The 13344-nt window shown below is 37.1% G+C and carries 12 protein-coding genes; 4 read left to right on the forward strand and 8 right to left on the reverse strand.

What is annotated here, in order from left to right:
• Window positions 1-80: 80 nt before the first annotated feature.
• Together ACO1DI_RS24755 and ACO1DI_RS24760 are read right to left on the reverse strand one after the other, a co-directional pair.
• The gene (locus ACO1DI_RS24755; protein ID WP_423145680.1) at window positions 81-755 is read right to left on the reverse strand and encodes a LytR/AlgR family response regulator transcription factor; all 675 of its coding nucleotides are present in this window, start codon (window positions 753-755) and stop codon (window positions 81-83) included.
• Between the two features lie 751 nt (window positions 756-1506).
• A complete protein-coding gene (locus ACO1DI_RS24760; RefSeq protein WP_014461103.1) occupies window positions 1507-3162 on the reverse strand; it encodes an alkaline phosphatase in 1656 nt (551 codons plus the stop codon).
• A gap of 202 nt (window positions 3163-3364) precedes the next feature.
• On the opposite strand from ACO1DI_RS24760, the gene ACO1DI_RS24765 reads away from it, so the two are divergent.
• From ACO1DI_RS24765 to ACO1DI_RS24775, 3 genes are read left to right on the forward strand one after another with little or no spacing between them, the layout of a single operon-like run.
• Window positions 3365-4885, forward strand: coding sequence for a spore germination protein (locus ACO1DI_RS24765; protein WP_014461104.1), 1521 nt, complete (start codon window positions 3365-3367; stop codon window positions 4883-4885).
• 14 nt (window positions 4886-4899) lie between these two features.
• The gene (locus tag ACO1DI_RS24770; RefSeq protein ID WP_047751418.1) at window positions 4900-5985 is read left to right on the forward strand and encodes a Ger(x)C family spore germination protein; all 1086 of its coding nucleotides are present in this window, start codon (window positions 4900-4902) and stop codon (window positions 5983-5985) included.
• Window positions 5986-5997: 12 nt separating this feature from the next.
• Window positions 5998-7122 (forward strand): GerAB/ArcD/ProY family transporter, encoded by a 1125-nt coding sequence (locus ACO1DI_RS24775; protein ID WP_014461106.1) that lies wholly within the window; start codon window positions 5998-6000, stop codon window positions 7120-7122.
• Between the two features lie 25 nt (window positions 7123-7147).
• On the opposite strand, the gene msrA is transcribed toward ACO1DI_RS24775, so the two are convergent.
• From msrA to ACO1DI_RS24805, 6 genes are all read right to left on the reverse strand, one after another.
• Entirely contained in the window at window positions 7148-8110 is a 963-nt protein-coding gene (msrA, locus tag ACO1DI_RS24780; RefSeq protein ID WP_371905457.1) for a peptide-methionine (S)-S-oxide reductase MsrA, read from the reverse strand.
• Between the two features lie 152 nt (window positions 8111-8262).
• A complete protein-coding gene (locus tag ACO1DI_RS24785) occupies window positions 8263-8691 on the reverse strand; it encodes a MarR family winged helix-turn-helix transcriptional regulator (protein WP_182420763.1) in 429 nt (142 codons plus the stop codon).
• Window positions 8692-8893: 202 nt separating this feature from the next.
• On the reverse strand, window positions 8894-9394 hold the full coding sequence (locus tag ACO1DI_RS24790) for a MerR family transcriptional regulator (RefSeq protein ID WP_042992263.1): 501 nt from the start codon (window positions 9392-9394) through the stop codon (window positions 8894-8896).
• A gap of 137 nt (window positions 9395-9531) precedes the next feature.
• Window positions 9532-10266: a phosphotransferase family protein gene (locus ACO1DI_RS24795; RefSeq protein WP_226555851.1), complete on the reverse strand. Its 735-nt coding sequence runs from the start codon at window positions 10264-10266 to the stop codon at window positions 9532-9534.
• A 291-nt stretch (window positions 10267-10557) separates the two neighbouring features.
• Window positions 10558-11724 (reverse strand): ABC transporter permease, encoded by a 1167-nt coding sequence (locus tag ACO1DI_RS24800; RefSeq protein ID WP_014461111.1) that lies wholly within the window; start codon window positions 11722-11724, stop codon window positions 10558-10560.
• Window position 11725: 1 nt separating this feature from the next.
• Window positions 11726-12463 carry an ATP-binding cassette domain-containing protein gene (locus ACO1DI_RS24805; RefSeq protein WP_108674509.1) on the reverse strand — a complete coding sequence of 246 codons (738 nt, stop codon included), beginning with the start codon at window positions 12461-12463 and terminating at the stop codon, window positions 11726-11728.
• 175 nt (window positions 12464-12638) lie between these two features.
• On the opposite strand from ACO1DI_RS24805, the gene ACO1DI_RS24810 reads away from it, so the two are divergent.
• A complete protein-coding gene (locus tag ACO1DI_RS24810; protein WP_108674508.1) occupies window positions 12639-13337 on the forward strand; it encodes a LytR/AlgR family response regulator transcription factor in 699 nt (232 codons plus the stop codon).
• Window positions 13338-13344 lie beyond the last annotated feature (7 nt).

The raw sequence follows: 13344 nt of genomic DNA on the forward strand, positions 1-13344 counted from the left end.
ATGTTATGTAGCTTACTTCGTTCAGTTATGCAAAGCGGTATTTAACCCTACTTACGAAGCTGAGGGACTGCGTTTCGCATTTATCGTGAAACGCTTTCGCGTTTTTCGTGCGCCGCTTCATTCGGCGTTATGTGTGAAACTTTCTGTAAATTTACGATATAAGACCGATGTGTTTGACTAAATACCGAAGGATTCAAATACATATAGATATCACTGATATTTTCATATGTCTCATAGACACGTGATTGAGTATAAATTAAGCATTTCTTCCCTGATTTTTCGATAAAAATAATTTGATCAATTGGAATGTAATAAGTAGACCCATTAAATTTTACAGGCAGCCTCTTTAATTGATCACTTGGCTTTTTCAACTGATTTTTATCAATTCCAATGGAATTTTTAGCCCGCTCTAAAGCCATATAAAGCCTTGTTTTTTCAATCGGTTTTACAATGTAGTCGAGTGCCGACAGTTCAAATGCCTTCACAGCAAATTCATCATAACCTGTAATAAAAATGAACTTTAAATTCGGCTTAATGCGCAGACACTTTTTTATTGCATCTACACCGTTAATCGTAGGCATATTAATGTCTACAAGCAAAAGGTCTGGACTTTTAACCATCACTTCCTGTACGAGCTGCTCTCCGTCTTTACAGATTCCGATAACTTCAAATTCCGGAAGCTGTTCTATAAAGTAATCTAAAATTTCAACCGAATCTTCGTTATCATCGGCAATAATTAAGTTAATTTTGTTCATCCTGACTCCCCCTAGGATACAATGTTAAAGTATAGTACGAACTATTGCCCATTCTGTTTTATGCATGTCTACACATCTTTATAGTGTTTTTATGGTGAGATGAATGATCTACACGGACGCTAATCGTTAATGAACACATAACGATTGTTCATGGGGAATATTGCAATAATTGTAGGTTTTCTAGAAGAAGAAATAAAAACCGTTTATCTATTATCATTTATTTTCCTAACAATGATTTAATACCCTTTTTATAATCTGTAAACCAGCATGCCAGAATCTTTATTTAATATTTTTGATAAAGGCGACACGCTATTTTCAATCATTTTGTCTTCTCTTACTATTAAAACATGTTCTACGTTCTTCCACCCATACTTTTATTCATTTTTTTACTTTTTATTCAAGGTAATTACTTACACAAAACCCTTAATAACCCTGTATTTGTAATTTTACTTGAAAAAATTTATGTATTTTTTATTCATTTTATTATAAAAATTCTAGCATATAACGTTATGAACTTACATATGTATTCCGAACTAGTTCCTTTTAGAACTATGATTATTATACCATTTCATAGTATAAATCACATATATTTAAAGGTGAAGACTTTCCATTCCTTTAAGAGTTCAAAGCTATTTATTTGTAAAATAAATCAATTCATTCCTCTATAAAGGCTAACACACCTAATTATCCATCTATTATCTGTAAAAAAACAGGCCTAAAGTTATACTTCGGCCTGTTTTACATTTATTTCTTATTTTGCATTTTTTACAATTTGCTGTGCCTGTTTCGGTACAAAGAAGCGACCATTTTTATCCTGTACAATTACGCTGTCCATCTGCATTTCTTTCCCATTTACAATCGCAATATTTTTGTTTACTGGAAAACGTACCGTTCGCTTATTGTTTGTTACTACCAGCACAGGATTGTTTTTGTCTTTTGTGTCAATCGCTACATTTGAGCCTTTAAACGCTTTATTTGCTTCAATAAACAATTCGTTTGTTAATTCGTTTAAGTTAATGTTCATTGACTTAGCCATATGTTTGGCAATATCCGTATTATCAAAGTGCCCCATTGGTCGATTTACGCCGTACGAGTATAAAAATACATCCTCACCCGTATGACCGCCCGTTGTGAATCCAAGGTTTGCTCGGTTGGCTAATAGCTTCGGTAGTGTAGCACTGATTTCTTTTTTATCTCTTGCTTTAGTCAGCTGCGCTTTTTCCTCTGAAGTTAGATTTGATAAACCATACAAAGCAGCTACTTCTTCTTTATTTGATAAATCTTCTTTTAATTTAGACGTAGCGCCTTCTAACGTCATTTTTGCTTTTTTTAATGGGTCAATATAAGCAGAAACAGGTGTGGTATCGTATCCTTTTGTTGTATTTGCATTACCGATTGAAAGACCGCTGTTCCCATGATCGGCAATCGCAATAACCATCGTATTTCCATCTTTTTTAGCGAACTCTACTGCTTTGCCCACTGCTTCATCAAACGCTAATACATCGCTAATCATTCCTACTGGATCATTGGCATGAGCTGCCCAATCCGTTTTGCTCCCTTCAACAAATAAGAAAAAACCATCTTTATCTTTTGACAACGTCGTTATTGCTTTATTTGTCATCTCGGACAACTTTGGCTGTTCTGCTTTTGTCTGTGGGCGGTCCATATCATACGCCAAGTCTCGGTCAGCGAAGTTCCCCCAGATTTTTTTAGAGCGCGACTGCTCTAATTCTTTTTTGTTTTCTACAAAGTCATATCCTCTTTTATTCAATACATTGACTAAGTTTTCACCGTCTTTCCGGCTTTTTTCTTCTGCTCCTGGAAGAAGAGACTGCTTACCTCCTCCAAGCACTACATCCATGTTTTGATATACTTGCTGCTCAGCTAACGTTTGGAAGTCATCACGGTTATAGTTATGAGCTGAAAACCCAGCTGGTGTGGCATGCTGGATTTCAGAAGTAGCCACGATTCCTGTCGCGCGCCCTGAAAGCTTTGCTCCTTCTAGAACGTTTGCTACCGGACGAAACTGATCCTCTTTCTCTACAGATTTAACTCCAGGCGTATTTACTACCGAAGGCAACACGCCTACATAGCCTGAATTTGATTTATTTCCTGTTGCTAAAGCAGTAGCTGCCGGAGCGGAATCGGTAATAGCAGATTCTGCCGAATACGCCCGTACTCCCCCGGCCATTAGCTGATCCATGTGTAACGGTTTTCCTTTGTACCATCTTGCGAGTGTAGTAGCATTTGAACTCGTCCCGTCCATTACCATCATAATGACATTTTTAGGTTTCTTAGCTGACTTATGCTCCACTTTTGCTTCCGTTTGAATAAGTGAGTTTCCTACACCAAACGAGGCCAATGCTACCGCTCCTGCCAGTGTAATACCTGCTAATTTTTTCTTCATATAAATGTACCCGCTCCTTTATGTAATTATCTTTGACATTTCTAAAGTTATCATTTAAACGTAAACCCACTGTTTATCCATTGTAAAAGAGTGTAAAGTTTGTCTTTATATTCTTCCTTTCTTCTTGAGAAAAAATAGTCGAATAAAAAGGAAGTACATGAACAAACTACCAGTAATAGAAAGTCATGCGAGGGGCACGGTTATGTTTAAACATTTATTTAAAAAAAAGAATGCAGACGATCAGCCCAAAAAAACATTGGATGAACTGATTAAACAATTTAAAAAATCAAGTGATTTCACAACATTAGCTATTGGTTCGCAGCATCGAAAATACATCATTACTTATTTTAAGCAGCTCGTAAATATGCAAAGTGTTGAAGATAAAATACTTGAGCCTTTTCAAAAACTAGACTTCACGTTAAGCAGTGTATATGAAGTCGAAAATGTTCTGCCGATTGAAGATATTTCTGTTACAAAAGATACAAAAGAAATTTTAGAAAAGCTGCTGCGCGGCTATGTGATGTTTCAACTGCATAAAGACGATAAGCTAGTAGCTCTTATTAAAGTTCAAAGCTTTGATACGGGGTTTCGAAAAGAAAATGAAACGGAAAATGAGTTCAGCGTCGTTGGTCCTAAAATTGGTTTTGTGGAGGATTTAGATGTCAATCTCTATTTAATGAGAAAAACGGTCATTTCCGAAAACCTTATTTTTAAAGAACTCACCGTAGGAAATAAATCGAAAACGCGCGTGGTGCTTGTTTATTTAGAAGGCGTAACGAATCCTCAGCACGTAGAGACCATGACCCAGCGCCTTGAAGAAATAGATTTTGACGTCATTTTTGATAGTACAATGCTTGATCAATTGATTTCCGATAATTCTTCTACGGCGTTTCCGCTTTTTTTAACAACAGAGCGGATTGATCGAGTTCTGTTTAGTCTGTTAAACGGGCAAGCTGCCTTCTTTTCGAGTGGTTCACCCTACGCAGTTACCGGACCGTCAACATTGCTTGACTTCTTTATTTCACCCGAGGACTACTATTTACCGTGGGTTCTAGGGTCATTTTTCCGGGTTATTCGTATTTTGGGCGTCTTTTTCTCTATTTTTGCTACGCCTCTTTATGTAGCCATTGTTACGTATCATTATGAGATGCTTCCAAAAGATTTGCTGGGGCCTATTATCTTTTCAAGGACAAACGTTCCTTTTCCACCGGTCATCGAAGTACTTTTTTTAGAAATCACCATTGAGCTGCTTCGGGAGGCAGGAGCCAGACTTCCAACAAAAGTAGGGCAAACACTGGGAATCGTAGGCGGGATTGTTATTGGGCAAGCAACGGTAGAAGCTGCGTTAACAAGCAATATTTTGCTTATTATTGTTTCACTGACAGCTTTAGCCTCTTTTACAACGCCTATTTTTAAAATGTCTAACACGATCCGGCTGCTACGTTTTCCGTTTATTTTGTTTGCCACTGCGTTCGGTTTAGTCGGCATCACATTTGGCTTTTGTTTCTTGCTGGTTCATTTGCTTCGTTTAAAATCTTTGGGCATGCCTTATCTTGTTCCGCTTTTTCCGTTTCGCCCCACAGAGTACAGGGATACATTTCTGCGATTGCCCTATAGTCATACAGCAAAGCGTCCAAGCTACTTACGTCCTTTAGAACGCTTCCGCTATAACCCTAATAAAGCGAATAAGATGAAACGAAAAAGTAATTTAGATAATGAGTAAAGCGGGGAAACGTCATGAAAAGAATACTAATTTTATGCACTTGCCTTACTTTTTTAACGAGCTGTGCAGACCGTGAAACGATTGACGAAATTCAAGTAGTCAACTCCATCGGATATGATTATATTCCTCAAAGCAATAAAGTTAGAGGAACAATTTTATACCCTATCTATAAATACGGACCAACGGAAGAACCGAGTATTATTGCGGCTACTGCTAATTCATCATTTGATATTCCACTCCGTTTAAACAATAAATCATCTCTTCCCGTCGCGTTTGGGCAGCTGAGAAGCATCGTTATGGGAAAAGAATTTGCGACACATGGAGTAGATGAGTTAGTAAATACAATTGCTAGAAATCCAGACCTTGGACGTAATATTAAATTAAGCATTGTAGACGGCAACGCACATGAATTATTAAGCTCCGTTACAAAAAAGAAAATTAAGGACTATCAGTTTATTTCTAATTTAATCGAACAAAATATCCGCACAGAAAATTTGCCTAACACCAATTTACAAATTTTTTTATTCAGTTTTTTTAGCGACGACCGTGACCCGTATCTTCCTGTTTTAGCACAAGAAAAAGATGCTATTAAATTAAAGGGTCTGGCGCTTTTCAAAGAACAAAAAGTCGTTACAACCATTGGAATGAAAGAAACATTTTTATTTAAGCTGCTAACAAGCGGAACAAAGCACGGACGCTACGCAGTAAAAATTAAAGAGAATGACCGTAAAGGCGAAATTATATTGCAAAACTTGCGCACCAAAACGAAGTATGAAATTAAAGGAAATCATCAACATCCAAGTATTGTTGCGCACTTAACTATCGATGGCCTTGTAAAAGAATTTCCTGGATGGGTGGACCTAACTGATCCGACTCGTATTAAAATGGTTGAAAAAATGCTCCAAAAAGATATTGAAAAAGATGGGGATGCCTTTATTAAGAAACTTCAGCAACATAGGATCGACCCCATTTGTTTTACAGATTATGTTCGAAGTAAAACGAGAAGGTTTAACAGTGAAGAATTTAAAGCGCAATATCCGGATATGAATATTGAAGTAAAAGCTCGCGTTCACCTTATTCAAACCGGTATTAGCAACTAGGAGGAAGAAAAGATGCACAATACAATTAAAGAAGAAAATCAAGTTTCCCCTTCTTTTCTTTTTTTCTTAGTTCACTCTACTCAGATTGGCGTTGGAATACTAGGATTTCAGCGTTATATTATTAAAGGTGCCGGATATGAAGCATGGATATCCATCTTCCTTGCTGCAATCAGCGTTTGTATTTTATTAGCCATGATCTTTAATATCTTAACTCGTGAAAACAGCGATATTGTTGATATTCACCGGTTATATTTCGGTAAATACCTTGGAGGAGCTTTAACTCTTGCCGCTTCCATTTATTATTTTATCTTTGCGTTAACGATTTACCGAACCTACGTAGAGATTTTACAAATATGGATGTTTCCACAGTTAGAAACATGGATCGTATCACTTGTATACTTGCCTATTATTTACTACACGGTTTCCGGTGGGTTTCGTGTGATTACTGGAATTGCCTTTTTTGGGGTCATGCTTCCCTTGCCGCTCATATTTGCCTTAATTTACCCTTTGAAGTATGGGCACATTAATAATTTATTTCCTTTGTTTGATCACACGATATGGGAATTTTTAATTTCGACTAAGATGATGACCTTTGAGAATTTGGGGTTTGAATCCGTGCTTTTTTTCTATCCGTTTATAAAAAATGGCGCTACTAGTCAGAAGTGGGGGCAATATGGCGTTTTGTTCAGTACTTTTTTATATTTGTGCACGGCATTAGTGTCATTTGCTTACTTTAGTCAAGGACAGTTAGGCCATACCATCTGGCCAACTTTAACAATGGCTAAAATTATTGAAATTCCATTTTTACAGCGTTTTGAATATATTTTAATTTCTCTGTGGCTTTTAGTCGTTCTTCCTACTATTGCTGTCAGCGTATGGTGTACAATTCGTGGATTTAGTAAAACATTTAATAAGCCGCCTACGATTTTTCTCATATTAGTTCTTATTGCCCTTCTTGGTTTTTCTATTTTCTTTGACGATCGAGAAACTATCGATCATCTTAATACACGATTATCCATGACCGGCTTTTACTTTATTTATGGCTACATTCCTTTCCTTTTTCTCTATAGCCTCATTCGAGCCAAAATAAAACAAAAGAAAGCACAAAAAGAAGAGCGTGAGCCAACTTTAAGTTGAATCACGCTCTTTTTTTCATATTATTTTATTTGTTAAATAAAACAGCGTATTCCCCGTATCCTTCTTTTTCTAAATCTTCCTTCGGAACAAATCGAAGAGCTGCTGAGTTGATGCAGTAACGCAAGCCGCCTGCATCTTGCGGACCATCATCAAATAAATGACCTAAATGAGAGTTAGCCGTTTTGCTTCGTACTTCTGTACGAACCATATTATGACTAACGTCCATGTTTTCTTTTACTTCATCTTCATTAATCGCTTTTGTGAAAGACGGCCATCCGCATCCGGCATCATATTTATCAGTTGAACTAAACAACGGCTCTCCTGACACGATATCTACATAAATACCATCTTCTGTATGATCCCAAAATTCATTGCGAAACGGAGGTTCCGTTGCGTCATTTTGAGTAACTTCATATTGAATAGGCGTTAATGTCGTTTTCAGCTGCTCGTCGCGGCCAAAGTCTTTCCAGTTTTCTTTAATAAAACGATCACGTCCAGATCCTCGTCGATACATAGCATAGCGGAATTTATTTTTCTTATAATAACCTTGATGGTATTCTTCCGCTTCGTAAAACGGTTTTGCCGGTAGAATTTGTGTAGCAATCGGCTCAGAAAAACGACCGCTTGCTTCTAATTGCTGCTTCGATTCTTCGGCTAGTTCCTTTTGGTGTTCGTTGTGGTAAAAGATAGCTGTTCGATACGAGTCGCCTCGATCCGCAAATTGTCCGCCTGCATCCGTTGGATCAATTTGAGGCCAGTATAGTTCTAAAAGCTTTTCATATGGAAAAACTTCTGGGTCAAATGTAATTTGGACCGCTTCATAGTGGCCCGTTGTTTCTGAGCATACTTCTTTGTACGTCGGGTTCTCTTTGTGACCGCCTGTATAACCAGATACAACTTTTATAATGCCTGGCTGTTCATCAAAGGGCTTCACCATACACCAAAAACAGCCGCCGGCAAAAGTTGCTACTTCATATTGTTCTGTCAAAAAGATGACCTCCTTCATGTATTCTTTCTACTATTATACGCTGATTTTATATTCTCACCAACTAACTTGCCTTTCGTACTCTTTGCTTTTTAAGACAAAAAAATAATCAGTGAAGCCAATATTCACTGATTATTTTTCGACTTTAAAGCGCTTTATTTTTTACTTTCTTTAATTTTGTGGAACAGTTTATTCATCGTTTCAATTTCTTTATCTGTAAAATGCTCAAACCGTTCGATAAAATACGCTCGTTTCTTCTCTTGAATAGCATTAAAAATATCCTGTCCTTCCTTGGTCAGTTCAATATCAATAATACGCCGATCGTTTTCAGACCGTTTGCGCGCAATGTAGCCTTTTGACAAAAGCAAGTCGGTTACCGCCGTAATGTGACTTGCTGACACTTGAAGATACTTTGATAAATCAGTTGATCGCTGCCTGCCGGAATCAACCAGCATACGAAGCACCATAAATTCATTTGTTGATAGCTCTGAATTGTATACTTCATTAATTTCTTGGCGAAGCTGTCTGAACACAAAGCGAAACAGCGTCTCCATTTCTTGAACGAGCTCTTCTCTTTTTTTCACTTGTCACTCTCCTTAACGCTATCACATGATAACGAATATATATTTACGAAAGTATTTCACTTTCTTAACTTAATTAGTTTTATCAAATTACTAAGCGTTTCGTCAACTATTATTGAGATTTTTTTCCACAAACCTGTACGAATTGATGTATTTTTCATAAAATTCCATAAAAAAAGCGATTTACCGTTATGGTAAATCGCTGCTAGTAGCTAAAAATACCGGTTAAAAAGCTTCTCCATCTTGGAACAGGCTTTTTACCTTTTAAGCTATCTTCATTTTTTAACTGACTTTCAAGTTCCACTACTCGATTTTCTAATTTCGTAATAACTTTATTTAATCGATCGATTTCTGAACGATGCTCTAAAATTTGAAAGGTAACTACTTCTCCCGCTTTTTCTTCTGTACGCTTTTCATTTTCAATCAGCCTTAAAAAAAGCTGATCCAGCTGCTTTTGCATGTCTTGCGCACGTTCATCAGATATAACGACTTCCTCTTTTTCTACTACTTTTTCGACCACTTTGACGACGGCTTGACGATTGCGGTTTTTTTGGAAGTTTCTAAGTGCTTCAACATTTTCTTCTGTAAACTCACAGTGTCCCGATTCATTTCTCTCTAGCTCGATATCTGCCATTTTAACCCACTTTAATACCGTACTTGGATGTATTCCCAGCGACTTTGCCACATCTACCGTTTTCATCGTCATATTCCATCCCTCCATTTTTTTCATTTACTAGCCATTTCGAGAGAAATCTTTAAATCCCTTCATACGTGACAAAACTAGTATGAATTCGTCAAAGAAAGTGGACGTTCAACAAATGAAGAAAATGATGTCATTATTGCTTAGAAAAACTCGTACAATCCTTCTGCAAAATAACAAAATTCGTGCTGTGAAATCCCCTTGCCGTATCCTTTAAAAAAACACGCGCGCTCTTTAACTGTAAAGATTACGTCTTCAAAGCGCACAGCAAGCGCCATATCATAACGAGCATCTCCACAGGTTCCTCCGCTCCAGTCAATAACAGCTGTTATCCGACCGTCGTGCACAAGTACATTATCAATTGTGTAGTCTCCGTGAATAAGCACCTCTTGTTTGCATATCATGTGTTGATCCTGTAATTGTTTTAACAGCTGTTGATTTCCGTCTACCTTATAGTGGATTAAATTGTACTCTGCCTCTTGCAGCATTCGGTGGATCCACAGCTGCTTACTCACTAATTGTTCTGGACACTTCGCATCGTGAATACGAGCAAGAAGACGCCCCATTTCGTAGACAATGTGCTCGCGCTTTTTTTCATTATTTTCCTTCTCTAAATACTCTCTTACAGTTTTTCCTTCAAAAAATTCTAGCAGCAGCCAGCTTTGTTCTGCTGTTTGAACAAACTTGTAAGCTCTCGGGCTTTGAAAGTCTGTCAGTGCTTGTATATTCTTTAATACATAATATTCCTTATATAACCATTTTCTGTACTTTTCCCCTTTTGTTCGCTTTAAAACATACCTTCCTTTAGCGGTATGAAGGATACCAACATCCGACGTACATCCCTGCTTTGGAAACGTCACTTTTTCGATTTGTTTCACATACTTTTTTATAGAGTCAGGAATTTCTTCTACTATAATAGGAATAAATAGGAATAGGCTGCAACTGTCTCACTCTCCTTTCTTTCTACATTCTCTTTTGATTGCTCTTTCCCTACAAAAAGGATAAGACATAACGAAATCACTTTAATCTAGAAACAAACAAATGTGGTAAATGAGCTGTTATGAAGCGCTTATTACATACTTGAAACCTACGTTCACCATTCCTATAAAAAAATCCGAACGATTACTCGTTCGGACCTTCCTTCAACTAAACTACTTTTGCCCAGTCTCTTAACCTTTACCAAGCACCCAGCGGCTTTTCGTAAACATCGTATAACCAACCGCAAATAAAACAACCGTACAAACCGATAAGCTTCCTATTGTATAGATGAGACTCTGCATGTCATAGACACCGTAGAGAAGCTGTTTCATAAGTGCAAATACGTTATAAATAGGAATTAAAAATCCGCTTGGCTGCAGTTCGTGTACGGATTTTCCCATCAGTAAAAAGTATGGAAGTACCGCTACCATCATAATCTGAGATGTATAGCTTTGCGCTTCTTTAACCGAACTTGCTAAAAGACTAAGAATACATAATACCATAGCTCCTAGCAGCGCTAGCAGAGTAAGGGTGACTAAAAAAGATAAAATAAAGGTTGTAAAATGACCGTTAAGCTGCAGTGCATCATTTAATACAGTTGTTAAATAACGTACAGAGAAAACAAATGCCAATGTAGACAAAAGGCCGCTTATGATACCGAATGTAGAGATAGTAAGCCATTTTCCAACCAGTAATTGCGTTCGTTTGACAGGGGCCATCAATAAAGCTTCCATTGTCTTTCGTTCTTTTTCACCTGCAAAAATATCATTGGCAGAAGGAAGAATGCCACCTAAAACGCCCATAATGATAATCATTGGCGCAAACATCGCAATCATTGTTAAAGAGCCGTCATCTTCCTTAGATACTCCTTTTTCAACCACATTAAACGGAGCCATCGTTTCACTATTCACATTTAGTTGATCTAAGCGTTCGCTAACTATAGCTTCTCGATGTTTATTCAGTATATTTTGTATATACTCCGCGGTAGCACCTGAGTTCATGCTCGCTGAATCCGTATAAACAGTAACTTCTGGCGATTTCATCTTACGCACTTCTGAAGAAAAATCGTCTGGCACCTTTAACGCCGCTAACGCTTTCCCTTGTTCTACAGCACTGAGTGGGTTTCTGCTTTCGATTACTTTAATATTGTCATCGTTTTTTAACCAGTCAATCACACTGGCATCAGAATCCTTTGTAACAGCTACAGACATGGAATCTGTTTGATTACTAGCCATCATTTTGTCGGCAAAAAAGATAATCCCTATATTTAACAAAATAGGAATCAACACGCTAAAGATAATCGTCTTTCGATCTCGCAAACAATCAATTAACTCTTTTTTATAAATATGCCAAATCATCTTAAGCCCCCCTCACGATACGCGACATAAAGATGTAGTTTAAGTCTGTGCTTTCTTCTTCTTTATACAGCTGTTCGTTTGTTCCTTGATAAATCATTTTTCCTTTATGAATCATGATGATAGACTGACACAGCATCTCCACTTCTTCCATAATGTGACTGGAAAAAATAATCGTTTTCCCTTCTCTTTGCAGACTTTTAATAAGCTCACGAAACATGTTTGCTGATGTAATGTCTAATCCTGTAGTCGGCTCATCAAATAGGATAACGTCCGGGTTATGAAGAATAGTGCGTGCAATGGCTACTTTTTGACGCATTCCTTTTGAAAAGCCTCCGACGCGGCGATCCAAGTAATCTTTCATTCCAAAACGTTTGGCCAGCTCCTCAATCCTTATCTTTGTTTCATGTTTGCTCATTCCATAAAACTTAGCAAAATAAGCTAAGTTTTCACGAGCTGTCAAACGGTCGTATAAACCTGTTTCACCGCCAAAAAGCACGCCAATTCTTTGTTTTATTTTATCGGGCTGTTTATGAATGTTAATTCCGTGAATGAACATATTACCTTCCGATGGTTCAAGTACAGTCGACAGCATACGTAAAAGAGTTGTTTTCCCCGCTCCATTTTCACCTAATAGTCCTACAATTTCTCCTTGTGCGATGGTTACATGAACATCTTGAACAGCTGCAATTGTTTTCTTTTTCTCTTTAAAATATTTCGTAACACCTTTGATTTCAATCATATCCGCTCTCCCCTTTTACTGTGATTGACTATATCTTAGCTTATTTTTCATTCAGCATCTTCCATCTTGTCATAAAGAGGGTTTTTTATGTCACGAAACGTCCTTTCCATCTTGTAAATCATGGTAAAATAGTGTGGTAATATCCAATAGAATGAAACAAAGAGGGTTTTTATTTATGAAGGTAGGATTAGTGGATGATCATTCATATGATTTAGAGAAATTGAGGATTTCTTTAGAAAGAGAAGATGATATAGACATACTTTTTTCGACTAGCAGCGCGGAGGAAGCTTATAACGAAATTAAAAAAAATGAAATTGATTTATTAATTACAGATATTGAAATGCCAAAGCTATCAGGTTATGAGCTTGCAGACTTTATCAATGCTTACGCACTTGATATTCAAGTCATCTTTGTCACTGGGCACAGCGGCTTTGCCGTTCATGCATTTGAACTCAACGTTTTAGACTACATTATGAAGCCTTATTCTAAAGAACGTCTGTTAAAAGGCATTCAGCGTTTTCATCAAAAAAACCAATCAAATAACACAAGAGATAAGCTTATTTTAAAACAAAAAACCGAAATGCAAGTGCTGAACAAACAAGATATTATATTTGCAGAACGAACGGGTCGCTCTACCACCATCATAACGACAAATGGAGAGTTTAGTACGTATCAATCGTTAAACGAAATTGAAAAAGAATTAACAGCGAGTCATTTTCTAAGGTCTCATCGAGCTTTTATTATCAATATTTCCTATATTCAAAATTTCTCCCTGTATACTAAGCACTCATACTCAGTGATGTTTCAAAGCACCGAAAAAACAGCTTTAATCACGAAAACAAATTTAGACATCTTGCAAAAAGAATACTTTTAAAGGAGGG

Source organism: Priestia sp. 40 (assembly GCF_049368575.1).
GTDB classification, from domain to species: domain Bacteria; phylum Bacillota; class Bacilli; order Bacillales; family Bacillaceae_H; genus Priestia; species Priestia zanthoxyli.